The organism is Streptomyces sp. NPDC102283 (assembly GCF_044766265.1).
Classification (GTDB): Bacteria; Actinomycetota; Actinomycetes; order Streptomycetales; family Streptomycetaceae; genus Streptomyces.
In genome coordinates this window covers 50,681-66,501 of record NZ_JBIWLQ010000002.1, presented here as the reverse complement: position 1 = coordinate 66,501, position 15,821 = coordinate 50,681, and the positions used below count along the sequence as shown (strand labels likewise).

14 protein-coding genes are annotated in these 15,821 nt (G+C 71.8%); 5 read left to right on the top strand and 9 right to left on the bottom strand.

The annotated features are described in order from the left end of the window. Nucleotides 1-2: 2 nt before the first annotated feature. The 4 genes from ACIRJT_RS04935 (at nt 3) to ACIRJT_RS04920 (ending at nt 4,616) form a co-directional block, all read left to right on the top strand. Entirely contained in the window at nt 3-1,712 is a 1,710-nt protein-coding gene (locus tag ACIRJT_RS04935; protein ID WP_403904620.1) for an ABC transporter ATP-binding protein, read from the top strand. After that, a complete protein-coding gene (locus ACIRJT_RS04930) occupies nt 1,705-3,426 on the top strand; it encodes an ABC transporter ATP-binding protein (protein WP_403904618.1) in 1,722 nt (573 codons plus the stop codon). Before ACIRJT_RS04935 ends, ACIRJT_RS04930 begins: the two co-directional genes overlap by 8 nt. Before the next feature lie 108 nt (nt 3,427-3,534). Then, complete coding sequence (locus ACIRJT_RS04925; protein WP_403904616.1) at nt 3,535-4,092, top strand: FABP family protein; 558 nt, start codon at nt 3,535-3,537, stop codon at nt 4,090-4,092. A gap of 95 nt (nt 4,093-4,187) precedes the next feature. After that, the gene (locus ACIRJT_RS04920) at nt 4,188-4,616 is read left to right on the top strand and encodes a DUF4190 domain-containing protein (protein WP_403904614.1); all 429 of its coding nucleotides are present in this window, start codon (nt 4,188-4,190) and stop codon (nt 4,614-4,616) included. A 360-nt stretch (nt 4,617-4,976) separates the two neighbouring features. Here ACIRJT_RS04920 and ACIRJT_RS04915 read toward each other — a convergent pair whose 3' ends face one another. The 9 genes from ACIRJT_RS04915 to ACIRJT_RS04875 form a co-directional block, all read right to left on the bottom strand. Beyond that, nucleotides 4,977-5,912 (bottom strand): PfkB family carbohydrate kinase, encoded by a 936-nt coding sequence (locus ACIRJT_RS04915; protein WP_403904611.1) that lies wholly within the window; start codon nt 5,910-5,912, stop codon nt 4,977-4,979. Next, on the bottom strand, nt 5,909-6,898 hold the full coding sequence (locus ACIRJT_RS04910) for a zinc-dependent alcohol dehydrogenase family protein (protein WP_403904608.1): 990 nt from the start codon (nt 6,896-6,898) through the stop codon (nt 5,909-5,911). Before ACIRJT_RS04910 ends, ACIRJT_RS04915 begins: the two co-directional genes overlap by 4 nt. Continuing rightward, on the bottom strand, nt 6,895-7,779 hold the full coding sequence (locus ACIRJT_RS04905; protein ID WP_403904606.1) for a carbohydrate ABC transporter permease: 885 nt from the start codon (nt 7,777-7,779) through the stop codon (nt 6,895-6,897). The genes ACIRJT_RS04910 and ACIRJT_RS04905 overlap by 4 nt, the downstream gene beginning before the upstream one ends. Continuing rightward, entirely contained in the window at nt 7,776-8,738 is a 963-nt protein-coding gene (locus tag ACIRJT_RS04900; protein WP_403904603.1) for a carbohydrate ABC transporter permease, read from the bottom strand. Before ACIRJT_RS04900 ends, ACIRJT_RS04905 begins: the two co-directional genes overlap by 4 nt. Continuing rightward, nucleotides 8,735-10,102 carry an ABC transporter substrate-binding protein gene (locus ACIRJT_RS04895; RefSeq protein ID WP_403904600.1) on the bottom strand — a complete coding sequence of 456 codons (1,368 nt, stop codon included), beginning with the start codon at nt 10,100-10,102 and terminating at the stop codon, nt 8,735-8,737. The genes ACIRJT_RS04900 and ACIRJT_RS04895 overlap by 4 nt, the downstream gene beginning before the upstream one ends. 201 nt (nt 10,103-10,303) lie before the next feature. Next, nucleotides 10,304-11,065 carry a DeoR/GlpR family DNA-binding transcription regulator gene (locus tag ACIRJT_RS04890; RefSeq protein WP_403904598.1) on the bottom strand — a complete coding sequence of 254 codons (762 nt, stop codon included), beginning with the start codon at nt 11,063-11,065 and terminating at the stop codon, nt 10,304-10,306. A 452-nt stretch (nt 11,066-11,517) separates the two neighbouring features. Next, the gene (locus tag ACIRJT_RS04885; protein WP_403904595.1) at nt 11,518-12,612 is read right to left on the bottom strand and encodes a Rieske 2Fe-2S domain-containing protein; all 1,095 of its coding nucleotides are present in this window, start codon (nt 12,610-12,612) and stop codon (nt 11,518-11,520) included. Nucleotides 12,613-12,737: 125 nt separating this feature from the next. Further along, a complete protein-coding gene (locus tag ACIRJT_RS04880; RefSeq protein WP_403904592.1) occupies nt 12,738-13,637 on the bottom strand; it encodes an LLM class F420-dependent oxidoreductase in 900 nt (299 codons plus the stop codon). Between the two features lie 111 nt (nt 13,638-13,748). Beyond that, nucleotides 13,749-14,951, bottom strand: coding sequence for an erythromycin esterase family protein (locus tag ACIRJT_RS04875; RefSeq protein ID WP_403904589.1), 1,203 nt, complete (start codon nt 14,949-14,951; stop codon nt 13,749-13,751). A gap of 57 nt (nt 14,952-15,008) precedes the next feature. Between ACIRJT_RS04875 and ACIRJT_RS04870 the strand changes: the two genes are divergently transcribed. Beyond that, complete coding sequence (locus ACIRJT_RS04870) at nt 15,009-15,821, top strand: TioE family transcriptional regulator (RefSeq protein WP_403904587.1); 813 nt, start codon at nt 15,009-15,011, stop codon at nt 15,819-15,821.

Genomic DNA, 15,821 nt, shown 5'->3' with positions numbered 1-15,821 from the left:
CCATGGCCGAGCGACCGGGCCCGTACGAGCCCAGCGCCCGCGACGGGCTGAGACTCCTCGCGGGCTGCCTCCGGGACCGCCCCTCCCTCGCCGTCCTCGCCGTCCTCGGCGGACTCGTCTACCAGCTCGCCCTGATCGCCCTGCCCTGGTTCATCGAACGCGCCGTCGACCAGGGAATCGTCCACGAGGACCGCTCCGCCCTGGTCCGCTGGGCCCTGGTCATCGTGGGCGCCGGCATCCTCGCCGCCCTCGCGGAAATGGTCCTCGGCTGGTACTCCACCCTCCTCGCCACCACCCAGGGCAACCGCCTCTACACCGCCCTGGCGGACCGCGTCTCACGCCTCGACACCCGGACCCTCGCCCGCTACGGGGAGGGCGACCTCGGCATGCGCGGCACCCGCGACGTGGACCTGGTCCGGAGCTGGCTCTCCGGCGTCGCCTCCTTCCTCACGGGCGTCACCGGCTTCGCCGTCATGATCGTCGCGATCATGCGGCTGGACCCGCTCCTCGCCCTGATCTGCCTCCTGTGCGTACCGCCCCTGGTGTGGATCAACACCTACTGGTTCCCCAAGCGGTTCGGCGCGGCCAACACCGCACTCTCCGCCGCCCACGGCAGCCGCGCCGACGCCGTCGAGGAACTGCTCTCCGCCAGCGCCGCCGTACGCGGACTCGGCGGCGAACCCGCCCTGGTGCGACGCCACCACGAGCGCAGCGCCGCGGTCACCGAACACACCCTGATCACCGGCCGCGTCTCCGCCGGATGGGCCGCCCTCTCGCCCTTCGTGCCCGCCCTCGCCATCGGCGCCGGTCTCGGCCTCGGCGGCATCGCCGTACTGCGCGGCACCATGTCCGTCGGCGGCATCGTCGCCTTCACCAGCTGGATGAGCATGCTCGTCCTGTGGGTCGGCGTCATCACCCTGCGGATCAGCCAGCTCAGCCAGGCCACCACCGCGGCCCGCCGCCTCCAGGACGTCCTGCTGCCGCACCCCACGGACCGGGCCCCGGGAACGGCGCCGCTGCCTAAAACCGGCGACCTCACCGCCGAGGGCGTCGGCCACAGCGTCGACGGACACCTGATCCTGGCCCCGGTCGACCTCACCGTGCGCCCCGGCGAACTGGTCGCCGTGACCGGCCCCACCGGCTCCGGCAAGACGACGCTCCTGAGGATCCTCGCCGGACTCCTCCCGCCCGGCACCGGCACCGTGCGCTTCGGCGGCCGTCCGCTGGAGGAGGCCGACACCGCCGAGGTCCACGCACGGCTCGGCTACGTACCCCAGCGCCCCGTCACCGTCAGCGGAACCCTCGCCGACAACCTCCGCCTCGGCTCCGCCCACACGGACGACGAACTGCGGCGCGCCTGCCGTACGGCCGCCCTCGACGACTACCTCGACGCGGCCCCCGACGGACTGGACACCCCCGTTGGCGAACGCGGCAGCACCCTCTCCGGAGGCCAGCTCCAACGCCTGGCCCTCGCCCGGGCCGTCCTGCGCAAGCCCCCCGTCCTCCTCCTCGACGACATCACCTCCGCGATCGACACGACCACCGAACGCACCCTGCTGGCCCGGCTCCGCGACTGGTCGGGCGAGACCGCGATCGTCTGCGCCACCCACCGCGGCGGCTTCCTCGACGCTGCCGACCGCACCCTGATCCTCGCCCCGGCCAAGGCGGCCGCCCCCGACGACACGGAAGAGCGGGTGACCACCGGTGGCTGAGCACCAGCGCCTGACCGCGACCCCCGACCAGCGCCGCGTGCTGCGCAGGGCCTGGCCCCACATGCGGCCCGAGCGCCGGGGCATCACCCTCGCGCTGCTCGCCGGCGCCGCGGCGACCGCCACCACCGTCGCCGTGCCCGCCGTCATCGGCGCGGGCGTCGACCAGATCCTCCAACGCGACCGTTCCGGCCTCTTCATCGCCGTCGCCGCCCTCACCGTGCTGGCGCTCCTGCGGCTGGTCCTGTTCCGCCAGTCCGAACTGCTGCTCATCGCCGTGGGCGAACGCGTCGTCCGCGCCCTGCGTGAACTCGCCGTCACCCGGCTCTCCCGGGCGCCGCTCCGCTTCCTCGAAGGGCACCCCTCGGGCGACCTGCTCCGACGCACCACCACCGAGATCGCGGACCTCGCCAACTTCGTCCGCGGCCAGCTGCCCGACGTCCTCACCGTCGGCGCCTACCTCCTCTTCACGACCGTGCTGCTGCTCAGCTACTCGCCGCTGCTCACCCTCGCGCTGGCCCTCGTGTTCGTCCCCGCCATCGTCTGCGTCCTGCGGCTGTTCAAGAAGGCCGCCAACCCGGCCTTCGCCGCCGAGGCCGCCGCCGCCGGCACCGTCGCCACGACCTACCGCGAGCTGGTGCAGTCCCGCGAGATGCTCCAGACGGGCGGTGGCATCGGCTTCTGGCGCGAGCGTTTCCTCGCGGACAACGAACGGCGCTACCGCGCTGCCCGGCGCAGCCAGCGCAGCCTGTTCCTGATCAGCCTCGCCCGTATCGTCCAGAGCCTCACGACGGCCGTGCTCCTGCTGGTCGGCGGCTGGCTCGCCGCCCGGGGCTCCATCAGCGTCGGCACGGTCGTCGTGTTCATCCTCGCCACCCGCCAGCTCTTCGACTCCGCCACCCAGGCGTCCAACCTGGTCGGACAGGTGCAGATCTCCCTCGTCGGCCTCGCCCGGCTGCTCGACCTGCTCACCACCACGGCCCCCCGCGCGGGGGGCCACGCGCCCCGCCCGGCACCCGACGACGCCGGAGAGGGCGGCCCGGTCACCGCCGAACGCGGCGTCCTGGAGATCGAGGACCTCCGTTACTCCTACGTGGCGGGCACCGAGGTCCTGGGAGGCATCTCCGTACGGGTGGAAGCCGGTGAACGGGTCGGCCTCGTCGGCCCCACAGGCTCCGGCAAGACGACCCTCGCCAAACTGATGACCGGTCTCTACGCACCGGACAGCGGCACCGTCCGCTACGACGGCCATGACCTCGCCGCTCTCGCCCCCGCCGAACTCCGCCGCCGCATCGTCCTGATCCCGCAGCGCGTCCACATGATCGAGGGAACCCTGCTCGACAACCTCCGGCTGGTGCCGGGCGACCCCGACCAGCGGAGCATCACCGGGGCCGTCGAACGCCTGGGCCTCGCCGACTGGATCAGCTCGCTCGACGAAGGCCTGCACACCGACCTCGGACGCGGCACGGGCCGGCTCTCCGCCGGTGAACTCCAACTGATCGGCCTGGTCCGCGCGGCCCTCCTGGACCCGGCGGTCCTCGTCCTCGACGAGGCCACCGCCGACATCGACCCCGATACGGCGCGCACCCTGGAAACCGCGATCGACACCCTGCGCGCGGACCGCACCCTCATCGTCATCGCCCACCGCGAAGCGACCATCAAACGGCTTCCCCGCATCATCCGGCTCGACGAGAACGTCCTGCTCGCCCACAACTGAGCCCGCTACCGGCGGCCCCGCACACCTGGGTGCGGGGCCGCCTCCGTACCCACCGGACACCCCCTAGGCTGCGACCCTGTACCGGCACCGACCCAGGAGCGCACCCGCATGCACGACCCCGTCCCCGCACTCCCCTTCCCCGACGCCCTCCGCCCCGAGGCGCCCCCCGCGCCGCATCCGCTGCTCGCCCCGGTGACCGGGTACATCGGCACCTGGCGGGGCACGGGCCGCGGCGGATACCCGACGCTGGAGGCGGACTTCACCTACGCGCAGGAGGTCACCTTCAGCCACGACGGACGGCCCTTCCTCGCGTACGAGGCCCGAGCCTGGCTGCTCGACGCGGACGGGCAACCGCTGCGGCCGTCCGCCCGCGAGACCGGCTGGTGGCGCCTGCAGCCGGACGGGCGGGTGGAGGCCCTGATCACCCAGCCCACCGGCATCGCGGAGATCTCGGTCGGCCATGCCCGCGACGGCGCCGTGGACCTCACCACCGAGCGGGTGTCCCTCGCCCCGACGGCCAAGGAGGTCGACGCCACCCGCCGCCGCTACACCCTGACGGATCCGGACACACTCGACTTCGTCCACGACCTCGCCGCGGTCGGTCGGCCGCTCCAGCACCACCTGGCTGCGCGGCTCCGCCGGGAAGTCTCTGGCCAGGGCATTTAGGGCCTCTCGTTGCCGGAGTGTGACCAAGGACGTGCATGGAGGAGGGCCCATGGGGCAGGTGGACGGGAAGCCAGGAGAACAGGAGCACCTTCTCGATGTCCCTTCCCTCGTACCCGGATTCCCCGTACCCGGGGCAGCCCGCCGCCGACCACGACCCCTACGGCGGCCAGGCGCCCGCACGGACGAACGGCTTCGCGGTCGCCGCGCTGGTACTCGGCCTCATCGCCTGCCTGTTCTTCTGGACCGTGGTGGGCGGGCTGCTGCTCGGTCTGCTCGCCGTCGTCTTCGGGATCATCGCCGCGCTCCGTACCCGCCAGGGCCGCGCGCCACGCCGGGTGATGGCGATAGTCGGCGCCGCCTTCGGGGCGCTCGGGCTCATCGGTTCCGTGATCGTCCTCGTGGTGGCCGTCTCCGTGTTCGACTCCCAGGAGTTCAAGAACCTGGAGGACTGCATGAACCGGGCCAACGGCACGGCGGCCGAGGACCGGTGCGCGGAGGACTTCGTCGACGAGCTGACCAACTGACGAATCCGCACACCTGTTCCTGCCCGACCGGCGGCGCGCCGCCGGTTGCACCCGCACCGGGTGTTTGCCACGGTGTCCCTGGGTAGGCGGCCCGGTGATCGCCGGACCTCACCGCCCGGTGGACCGCCCGCAAGGGAAGTCAGAACAGAGAGAAGGAGGGTTCGATGTCATCGAAGCGACGTCGTAAGAAGAAGGCCCGCCGCAAGAACGCCGCGAACCACGGCAGGCGTCCGCAGAGCTGAGGCGACGCCGCGGCCCCACCGGGCGGAGGAGCCCGGTGGGGCCGCGGCGGTTTCCGTGGGCCGGGGGAGGGCCGTGGGGAACTCGGGTCCTCATGCTGATGCCCGATGCGGGCCGGGTTCACACCCCCAGCGGGGCCGTGGGATCCGTTCCCGCCCTGGCGCAGACCGACGCGGCCGTCCCGGCCGCGTACTCCAGCATCGCCTTCGTCCGCCCGGCGGACAGCGCCGGATCCCAGCCCGCCTCCGCTCCCAGCCAGGTCAGCATCCCCGCCATGAACGCGTCACCCGCGCCGATGGTGTTCACCACCCGCACCGGCAGGGCCGGGACGGAGACCTCCGGGGCGTCGTGGACGTACGCGGTGGCGCCCTCCGGCCCCCGGGTCATCACCACCAGCCGCCCCTCCCCGGCGAGCGCCCGGCAGCTGGCCTCCGGGGCCGCGTCCGGCCACAGGCGCGCCAGATCCTCGTCGCTCGCCTTCACGACCCGGGCCAGAGAGCACAGCTCGCGAAGCCTGGCGAGGCTCCGCACGGGGTCCAGGGTGCGGTCCTCACGCACATTGGGGTCCACCACGAGCAGCCCCGCGCCGGCTGCCGCCCGCGCGGTGGCGGCCACGACACCGGCCGCCGGTTCCACGACCGCGGCTAGCCCGCCCACGTACACCGCGCCGAAACGCGCCGCCTCCACCGTCCGGTCGGGCAGCTCGAAGGTCGCCGTGTCAGCGAGGTGGAAGCGGTAGATGTTCCCGTGCTCGCCCGGGTCGGCCACCGCGAGCGCCGTCGGCAGCGATGACCGGCCGCTCAGTGAGAGATCGACGCCCGCACCGGTCAGCCATGCCTCGATGCTCCGGGCGAAGGCGTCGTCGCCGAGCCCGCCGACGAAGGACGGCCGCCCGCCGAGGCGGGCCAGGCCCACCGCGACGTTGGCGGGCGCGCCGCCCGGCTGGGCCGCCCGGACCCCGGCGTCACCATCGGCCGGCACCAGATCCACCAGCGCCTCGCCGAGCACGAGGACGGAACCGGGATCCGCGGCGGGCGAAGTCACAAAATCCGTCACGGCTCCACCACGATCTTGCGGCCGATCCCCGCTTGGAAGCGCTCGATCGCCTGCGGATACTGCTCCAGCGGCAGCCGGTCACTGATGAACACCGACGCGTCCAGCACCCCGCTCGCGAAGAGCGCCGCGGCCCGCTCGTAACTGTGCAGGACCGCCATCGAACCGGTGATGGTGATCTCCTGGTTGTAGATCCTGTACGGCTCGATCACCGCGGTGGTGGCGTAGTCGGAGACCCCGAACTGGAGGAACGTGCCGCCCTTGGCGACCCTTCCCAGACCGTCCTGGATGGCGGCGGCGTTGCCGGTGGCGTCGATGACGACATCCCAGCCGCCCGGACGGTCCAGCTCGTCGGCTCCGGCCGCCGCGCCCGTGCAGCCCAGGGTCGTCGCGGTGGCCAGCCGCTGGGCGTTGACGTCCAGCATGTCCACCGACGCGGCGCCGGTGCGCTTGGCCAGCTCCAGCATCATCAGCCCCATGGTCCCGGAGCCGTAGATCAGCACCTGCGCCCCGAGATTGCCGCTCAGGACGTCGTAGCCCCGCACCGCGCAGGACAGCGGCTCGATCAGCGCCGCGTCCCGGACGTCGATGTGCTCCGGCAGGGTGACGCAGTTGGCGACGGGCGCCACCGCGAACTCGGCCGCGCCCCCGGGCACGGTCACTCCGATAGCCGCCCAGTTGTCGCAGAGGTTGCCCCGGCCCGAACGGCAGTAGCGGCACTCGTGGCAGTGGAGCGAGGGGTCCACGGCCACCTTGTCGCCGACGGACAGCTCGGTGACGTCCCTGCCGAGGCCGACGACCTCCCCGGCGAACTCGTGCCCGGGCACGATCGGCAGCGTCGGAGCGAACTCGCCCTGAAGGATGTGGAGATCGGTGCCGCACAGCCCGCACGACGCCACCCTGACCACCACGTCGCGGGGGCCGGGTGTGGGGTCCGGGACGGTGGTCACGGAGACCTTGCCGGGGGCTTCGACGATGGCTGCCCTCATTTGACTGCTCCCAGAGAGAGGCCCTGGACGAGTTTGTCCTGGGCGGCGTAGCCGGCGACGAGCACCGGCAGGGACACGACCACGGACGCCGCGCACAGCTGGGCGAGGAAGAGGCCCTGGCTGGTGACGAAGGTGGTCAGATGGACGGGTGCGGTCCCGGCGACGACGCCGGTCAGCACCCGTGCGAACAACAGCTCGTTCCAGCTGAAGATGAAGCAGATCAGGGCGGTCGCGGCGATGCCGGGACCGGCGACCGGGGCGACGACACGGCGCAGCACCGTCGGCAGCCGGGCACCGTCGACCTGCGCCGCCTCGATGATGGAGACGGGGACGTCCGCGAGGAAGGACTGCATCATCCACACCGCGATCGGCAGGTTCATCGAGGTGTAGAGGAGGACCAGCAGCCAGATGTTGTCCAGCAGCCCCGTGTTCTTCGCGAACAGGTACACCGGCAGCAGCCCGGCGACGACGGGAAGCATCTTGGTGGACAGGAAGAAGAACATCACGTCCGTCCACTTGCGTACCCGCCGGATGGACAGCGCGTACGCGGCCGGAAGCGCGAGCAGCAGCACCAGCACGGTCGAGAAGAACGAGGCCGCGAGCGAGTTGACCAGCGGGGGCCACGGCGTCGGGCCGCCTCCGCCGCCGAAGAAGGTGCGGTAGCCGTCCAGCGTCAGCGCGGCGGCGATCGACGGCGGGTTGGTCGCGGCGTCGGCCTCCGCGTGGAAGGACGTCAGCACCATCCACAGGGCGGGCAGACAGAAGCCGATCCCCACGACCCAGGCGGCCACGCCCAGGGCGGCGGAGCGCCGGCGGGCCCTCCGCGTAGCGGCGTTGACGGACGCGGATGCGGATGCGGATGTCGCGGTCGAGGCGCTCATGCGCGGCTCGCCTCCTCACGGAAGAGGGAGGAGACCGTCCGGAGCGCGAAGGTGGCGATGACGATCGTGCCGATCACCACGACCACGCCCGCCGCCGACGCCAGCCCGTACTCATGGGCCCGGTAGAAGGTCTCGTAGACGGTGTACGGGAGGTTGGCGGTGCCGAGACCGCCGGAGGTGATCGTGAACACCGCGTCGAAGTTCTGCACGATGTACACCGAGCCGAGCAGGATGCCGAGTTCGAGATACCGGCGCAGATGCGGCAGCGTCAGATAGCGGAACATCTGCCAGGGGCCGGCCCCGTCCAGCCGCGCGGCCTCCATGATCTCGGCCGGTCGGCTCTGCAGCCCGGCCAGGAGGATCAGCATCATGAACGGCGTCCACTGCCACACGAGCGATGCCTCGATGGCGATCAGCGGCATCTGGGACGTCCACTCGGGCTGCGCGACGCTCTCGATGCCGAACAGCTCGCCGAACCAGGTGAGCGCCCCGTTGAACAGCCCGTACTCGGGGTTGTAGAGCGCGTGCTTCCACAGCAGCGCGGCGGAGACCGGCACCAGCAGGAACGGGGTGATCAGCAGGGTGCGCACGAACCCCCGGCCGAAGAAGGCGCGGTCCAGCAGCAGGGCGAAGAGGAGCCCCAGCACGACGCTGACGATCACCACGGACGCGGTGAGGACGACGGTCGTCACGACCGACTCGCGCAGCGCCTCGTCGGTGAAGACGGAAGCGTAGTTGGAGAGCCCGGTGAAGTGGCGCTTCTCCGGCTTGAGGGAGTTCCAGTCGAAGAGCGAGATCACCAGGGTCGCCACGAAGGGCAGTTGGGTGACGGCGATCAGGAAGACCAGGGCCGGGAGCAGGGGGGCGCGGGTCGCCCAGGCACGCCGCCGACCACCACCGCCCGGCTTCTTCGCCGGGGCGGGCCGGGACGTGGTCTCTCTGGTTGCGGTGACGGTCATCGGTACTCCTCCGCGACCTTCTCGGCCAGCTTCTGGGAGGCGGCGAGCGCGGCGTCCACCGACTGGCGGCCCGCGATGGCGGCGCTGATCTCCTGCGCCACCCGGGTGCCCAGGTCGGTGAACTCCGGTACGCCGACGAACTGGATGCCCGCCGTCGGACGCGGCTGGGTGCCCGGATTCCTCGGGTCGGCCTCGGAGATGGCCCGCTCGGTGACGTCCGCGAACGCGCCCGCCTCCGCCCGGTAGTCGGGGTTGGCATAGGTGGAGGCCCGTTTGCCGGCGGGCACGTTGGACCAGCCGCTGGTGGCCCCGACGAGCTCCTCGTACTCCTTGCCGGAGGCCCAGGACACGAACTTCCAGGCGTCGTCCGCCTTCGCGGAGGCCTTCTGCAGACCCCAGGCCCAGGTGTAGAGCCAGCCCGAGCTCCTGGTCTGCTCCACCGGGGCGGGGACGTACCCGATCTTCCCCTTCACCGGGGAGCCCTTCGCCTCCAGGGACCCGGCGCCCGCCGTGGCGTCGTACCACATGGCGGTCTTGCCCTGGGTCATGTTGTTCAGGCACTCGGCGTAGCCGGACTGCGGGGCGCCCAGCTCTCCGTGCTCGCGCACGAGATCGACGTAGAACTGCGTCGCCTTCTTGAACTCCGGTGCGGTCAGGCGCGGTTCCCAGTCCTCGGTGAACCAGGTGCCGCCCATCGTGTTGACGACGGTGGTGAGCGGGGCGATGACCTCGCCCCAGCCCGGCAGCCCGCGCAGACAGATGCCCTTCATCCCGCGCTCCGCCCCGTCCGTCCGCTCGGCGAGCTTCGCCACCTGCTGCCAGGTCGGCTTGTCGGGCATCGTGAGGCCCTGCTCCTCGAAGACGTCCTTGCGGTACATGAGGAAGGACGACTCGCCGTAGAAGGGCTGGGCGTAGAGCTTGCCGTCCTCGGCGGTCAGCGATTCCCGCAGGGGCCGGAGGATGTCCTTCTGGTCGAAGGCCGTGTCGGCCTTCGCGTAGTCGTCGAGGGGGTGCAGCCAGCCGTTCTTCGCGAAGAACGGCAGCTCGAAGTTGCTGATGGTGGCGACGTCGTACTGACCGGCCTGGTTGGAGAAGTCCTGGCTGATCTTGTCGCGTACGTCGTTCTCGGGCAGCACCGTGAAGTGGACCTTGATCCCGGTCTCCTGCGTGAAGTGCTTCGCGGTGAGCTTCTGCAGTTCGACCATCTGCGGGTTGTTCACCATCAGTACGTTCAGCGCGTCGCCGCCCCCGAAGGAGGTCCCGCCGGCTCCGGCGCAGCCGGTGGCGAGCAGGGCCAGTGCGACGGTCGCGGCACCGGCCCGACCGCGTGCGCGTGGTCGGCTGCGGCGTCCTGGATGGGGCATGGGGGCTCCTGATCAGTCGTAGCGGCTGGGTGATCGGGTCGTTGAGGGCATGGCGGACCGGGCCCCGGCGGTGAGGGCGGCGCGGTGACGCGGGTGCGGGTGCGGGAGCCGTGCGGTTGGGCGCTCGGACGATGCCGGTCGGTCGGTGCGGTCGATGGGTCTGGTCGGGCGGGTCGGGCGGGTCTGGTCGGGCTGGGCCGGTCAGACGCGGATGACCTGGGGCCCCAGCAGGGAGTAGCGCTGGGCCTCGGCCGAGGAGAGCCCCGCGTCGGTGACGATCGCCTCAAAATCACCGACCCCGGCGAACCGGCAGAAGCTCACCGCCCCGAACTTGCTGTGGATCCCGGCGAAGATCCTGCGCCGGGAGCTGCGCAGGGCCTGCGCCTTCACCTCGGCGACGGCGGGATCCGGGGTGGTGAGGCCGTACTCGCGGGAGATGCCGTTGGCCCCGAGATACGCGAGGTCGATGACGAAGTCCGCGAGCATCCGGGAGGCCCAGTGGTCGACGGTCGCCATCGTCGAGCCGCGCACCCTGCCGCCCAGCAGGAGAACCGAGGTCCTCTCGGCCCCGGCGAGGGAGGTGGCGACGGCCAGGGAAGCGGTGACCACGGTCAGCGGCCGGTCCTGGGGAAGCGCCTCGGCGACGAGCTGCGGGGTGAAGCCCTCGTCGACGAAGACCGTCTCGGCGTCGCCGAGGAGATCGGCGGCGGCGGTCGCGATCCGCGACTTCTGCGGAACGTTGCGCGTGGTGCGGACGGCGAGCGTGGTCTCGAAGCCGGCCGACTCCACCGGGTAGGCACCGCCGTGGGTACGGCGGACGAGTCCGTGCTCCTCCAGCACGTGCAGATCGCGGCGGACGGTCTCCTTGGCGACCTTGAACAGGTCCGCGAGGGCGTTCACCCCGACCGACCCCTCCCGTCGGGCCGTGTCCAGAATTCCCCGACGGCGTTCCTCGGTGTCCACGGCGCACTTCCCTGGTCGCTGCTGGGCCCGTTGCGGGCGGAGCCCGCTTGTCCGTTCGGGCTCGTGTGTCGTTTGTACAAGCAGTCCCGGGGCGACTACCAGCCGCTTCACCAGATCCCCTCAGCCCGATCGTGCCCGTGTTCCCTGGAGCGACCGTGCTGGTCACGTCGACGACGGCCGCCGGTGCGGTCGTCGGAGCCGCCCGCTTTCCCGTGATCGCCGCCCGGATGGCGCCCGAAGTGCGGAGCCCCGGCGTCCGCGGTGCCCGGACGGGGCACGCGAAGGCCGGGGCAAGGGGGCGCGGGAACACCGGAGCGAGGGCGCGGGAAGGAAGGCGGGAAGGAAGGGGCGCGGGCAGAAGCCGAACAGCTCAGGCCAATCGGGCCGATAGGGTCGCTCAGGCCAATCGGGTCGCTCAGGCCAATCGGGTCGCTCGGGTCGCTCGGGTCGCGTCAGCGGAGAACGGCGCTGCCCTCTCCCTCGCTGCGGTGGGGACGGGTCACCGCGCCCCTGCCGGGCGTCTCCGGATAGAACCGCGTGGCCCAGCGCCGGAACGGGCCGATCGGTCCGTCACCGGAAGCCAGCCGGGGCGGCTGCTGATACTGCTTGTGGTGCCAGATCGGGAAATCGGCGGCGGTGAATTCACAACTGGACCGGAAGACGGGGCGGTCCAGGAGCCGGGCCGCGGTACGGCTGACGATTCGGGCGAGCCCGGGCGGCAGCCGCCCAGGCTCGTCGAAGGCGATGCGGTTCAGCTGCCGGAACTGCATCCGATTCGGCCCGATGGCCGTCGGCATCACCATCGTGCACATCCGCAGCCCGAAGCGGGGCGTGTGGATGTCGGCGTGCAGGCAGCCGAGTCCATAGCCGTCCACCTTCACGTCGACGGTGAAGTCGCCCAGGAGCGGTGCCGACTCGTGGGCCCGCATGGCGACGTGGAACTTCGCGTCGTCGTAGGTCACGGGACCGTCGATCTCGGCCTTCGCCCAGCCGTGCAGGGTGGCGAAGTGCCCCAGGTCGACCGAGTTCTCGATGACCTCCTGGACGTTGCCGGCCAGTTCCCACGTGGCCGTACGCGCGGGCCTGTGCCCGATCTCGTGCCACTGCGGAACGAACCAGTCCGGATCCCGGCCGTCGTGGTGCCGCCAGACGAAGACGGCCCCGTTCGCCTCCTGGACGGGCAGCTGCGTCAGCGGGGACCGCGGCGGAGGCGTGCCGTACCCCGTGCGGACACAGGTGCCGTCGGGGCCGAACGAGAAGAAGTGGAAGGGGCACGTGAGATCCTCCCCCTCGACCTTCGCCAGACCGAGATGGGCTCCCAGGTGCGGGCAGTACGGGCGGACGGCGCGGAGCGTTCCCGTGCCGGTGCGGTACAGAACGACGTCGCGCCCCGCGAGCGGCCGGGTGAGCACGGTGCCCGGCCGCAGCTCGTGCGAGAAGGCCAGGGCGGCCCAACCGCTCGGATATGGCAGGGCGGGAGCTCCTGCCACATCGGCCGGTGTCGGACCCTCACTGATGGTGTGCCCGTACTCACGTGCCACTCCCACGACTCCCCCTCCACGATCGGTCGCACGGAGGCTGCCCAGAGCAGCCCCGGGACCCTCCCGACACGCCGCACGTCACCCGAACGGGATGAGAGGTGCGACATGTTGACGGGCCGGGGCCGTGCCCGTCAGAGCTCGTCGCCGAAGACCTCGGCCAGTTCGCGCCATGCGGCGCGCGGCAGGCCGCCGCCGCCCTCGTCGGCGGTGAGTACCTGCAACGCGACATGGTCCGCGCCGGCGTCGAGGTACTCCCGGGTCCGACGCCTCACCTGCTCGGCGTCGCCCAGCGCGAAGAGGGCGTCGAGAAGACGGACACTGCCGCCGCCGTCGAAGTCGCCTTCCGTGAACCCCAGGCGCAGCAGGTTGTCGGTGTAGTTGGGCAGCCGCAGATACATCCCCAGCATCGTCCGCGCGGTGGTGCGGGCCCGGTCGAGGTCGGTGTCCAGCACCACGGTCAGCTCCGGGGCGAGCAGCGCGTCGGGGCCGAGCGCCTCGCGGGCCTCCGCGGTGTGCTCGGTGGTGACGAGATAGGGGTGCGCCCCCAGCGACCGGTCGGCCGCGAGCTTCAGCATCTTCGGCCCGAGGGCCGCCAGGACCCGATGGCCGGAGCCCACGGACGGTTCGGCGGCGTCGAGTGCGTCGAGGTAGGAGACCATCGCGCTGTACGGCTTCGCGTACTGCGGCACCATCGGTCCGTGGCTGACGCCCAGACCGAGGACGAAGCGGCGGCGCGAGCCGGGATCGATCGCCGCCACCGCGGCCGCCGCCTCCTCGGCCGTGTGGTTCCAGATGCTCAGGATGCCGGTGGCAACCGTGATCGACCGGGTGGCCGCCACGACGGCGGCGGCGTCCTCGGGCGTCGGACTGCCCCCGATCCATACGCTGCCGTACCCCAGTCCTTCGAGCTCGGCGAGCGCCTCCGTGATCGCTTTCCCGCCCGCGTCGTCCACCCGCGAGGCGTGCAGGGCGCCGCTCCAGATCCCCACACGCCCGAATGTCCTGCCCGTCCCGAAAATCTCAGAAGTCATGGTGTGCTCAACAACAGCCCGGCCCAACTATTCCTTGCGCGACGGCGATTCACCCATCCGGATGAGCGGGGCACGCGAGGGGAGCACCCCCGGCGGGCGTAGGGAGCGTCGTCAGTCCTCCGGGACGTCCTTCATGAACACGACTCCGTCGATCCGATCCAGGTGCGCCGGGTCGAGCGGTGCGTAACCGAAGTACGGGGATGCGCGCCGGACGGAGCCCGTGGCGCCCAGGGCGTCGGCCAGCTCGGAGGCGTCCATCAGGCAGGACTCCTCCGGGAGCGCGTACAGGGCTCCTTCGAGGGTGTCCGGCGGCGGCACGTCGACCCCCTGGTGCCTCATCGTGCCGAAGGCGGTGGCCAGGAAGCCGTACGCCTGGCCCAGGCGGGCGTTGACGACGGCGCCCGCGCTCCACCACTCCAGCCGTCGGCCGCCCATCCGCATCGAGCTCATGTCCCGCTGGAGATGGCTGTTGTGGGCGTGCGCCAGAACCGGCCCCCGCTCGGCGAGCGCGAGGAGGTTGGCGGCCATCATCTGGTCGCGCAGGCCCGTCAGCCGTGACAGGCGGCTCGGTGATGTGTCCGCCATCCAGAAGTGGTACCGCAGCAGCCCCGAGGCGGCCCGTGCGTACAGGAGGGCCCGGTCGAACGCCTCCCGTGAGGTCACCGCGATCAGGTGGGGCGTCCACGCGTCGAGCAGAGCCCCCAGATCATCGGCGAGCAGGCGCAGTTGCCCGGCCTCGGCCGACCGGCCGAAGGACGCGGACGGATCCAGCATGGCCGCGGGGTCGGTCCACCGGTCGTCGGCGCCCAGCAGGCGGTCGAGCGTCTCGGCGGTGCAGGGGAGCAGGCCCGTGTCCACGTGGTCGGCGAGAACGCGGTGGAGCGAGGTGAGGGCCTCGCGCGGGCTCGCGGCGTACGCCATCTCCAGTGGGCCGTCGAAGCCGGCGAAGCGGACCTGGTCGGACGCGGGCCGGCCGTCGTTGAACGCGCGCATCCAGCAGACCAGTTCACGATTGGCCGCCGACTCGCCGAGGCCGTGGCCGAACCCCCGCTCCATCACCTCGTCGAGCGTGCCCGCGCCGGTCGTCACGTAGTCGTCCACGAGCAGTCCCGCCACACAGCCGCTCTCGACGGCGATGGTGCGGTAGCCCGTCTGTTCGACGAGCTGCCGGAAGAGCAGGTTGCGAAGCAGGAGAGGGGCGTCCACCCCGTGGGTGGGCTCGCCCAGGGTCAGCACGCGGGGCGGGGAGGCGAACAGCCCCATGACGGAAGCCGCGTCGACGGCGTGGGCGATGTCCTTGATGTCGTTGGCCATGGCTTCAACCGTATCGCTGAACCAACGGTTGAAACTTTCACGCGATACCTTGGGGCTATGAGGCAGAACCCTCAAACGACAGGACGACTCCGGCCGATCGATCTGGCCCGCCGCCACGGATTGTCGACCCAGGCGATCAGGAACTACGAGACGGCGGGGATCCTCCCGGCCGCCGGGCGTACACCGCACGGCTACCGCACCTACGCGCCGCTGCACGCGCTCGCCCTCGCGGCGTTCCTCGCGTTGGTACCCGGTCATGGGCACGGGACCGCGGCGTCGATCATGCGGGCGGTGAACCGCGACGATCCGGAGGAGGCGTTCCGTATCGTCGACGAGAGTCACGCCCAGCTCCTGGAGGACCGGCGGACGCTGGAAGCAGTCGAGAGAGCCCTTCGCGATCTGGGACCCGACGCCGCGCCCGCACCCGACGCCGCGCCCGCACCCGACGCCGCGCCCGCACCCGGCGACGCGCCCGCACCCGGCGACGCACCCGCACCCGGCGATGCGTCGAGCCCCGGCGGGATGTTCGTGGGGCCGCTGGCGGGGAAGCTGGGGATCGGCCCCGCCACGCTGCGGAAGTGGGAGCGCGCCGGTCTCGTGACCCCGCGCCGCGACCCGAGAACCGGCTACCGGGTGTACGCCGATGCCGACGTACGGGATGCCGGACTGGCCCACCAGCTCAGGCGGGGCGGCTACCGCCTTGAGCAGATCGCACCGTTGATCGCCCAGGTCCGGGCGGCCGGCGGTCTGGAGCCGCTGGCCGCCGCCCTGGGTGACTGGCATGCCCGGCTGGCCGCCCGGGGGAGGGCGATGCTGGCCGGGGCCGCCGAGCTGGACGCCTACCTCCGCCACGCACACGATGCACCCTGA

Excerpts from the sequence above, each read along its gene's own strand:
- ACIRJT_RS04920 (WP_403904614.1), top strand. The coding sequence starts at position 4,188 with ATGTCCCTTCCCTCGTACCCGGATTCCCCGTACCCGGGGCAGCCCGCC.
- ACIRJT_RS04900 (WP_403904603.1), bottom strand. The coding sequence starts at position 8,738 with ATGACCGTCACCGCAACCAGAGAGACCACGTCCCGGCCCGCCCCGGCG.
- ACIRJT_RS04880 (WP_403904592.1), bottom strand. The coding sequence starts at position 13,637 with ATGACTTCTGAGATTTTCGGGACGGGCAGGACATTCGGGCGTGTGGGG.
- ACIRJT_RS04925 (WP_403904616.1), top strand. The coding sequence starts at position 3,535 with ATGCACGACCCCGTCCCCGCACTCCCCTTCCCCGACGCCCTCCGCCCC.
- ACIRJT_RS04905 (WP_403904606.1), bottom strand. The coding sequence starts at position 7,779 with ATGAGCGCCTCGACCGCGACATCCGCATCCGCATCCGCGTCCGTCAAC.
- ACIRJT_RS04910 (WP_403904608.1), bottom strand. The coding sequence starts at position 6,898 with ATGAGGGCAGCCATCGTCGAAGCCCCCGGCAAGGTCTCCGTGACCACC.
- ACIRJT_RS04870 (WP_403904587.1), top strand. The coding sequence starts at position 15,009 with ATGAGGCAGAACCCTCAAACGACAGGACGACTCCGGCCGATCGATCTG.
- ACIRJT_RS04935 (WP_403904620.1), top strand. The coding sequence starts at position 3 with ATGGCCGAGCGACCGGGCCCGTACGAGCCCAGCGCCCGCGACGGGCTG.
- ACIRJT_RS04875 (WP_403904589.1), bottom strand. The coding sequence starts at position 14,951 with ATGGCCAACGACATCAAGGACATCGCCCACGCCGTCGACGCGGCTTCC.
- ACIRJT_RS04895 (WP_403904600.1), bottom strand. The coding sequence starts at position 10,102 with ATGCCCCATCCAGGACGCCGCAGCCGACCACGCGCACGCGGTCGGGCC.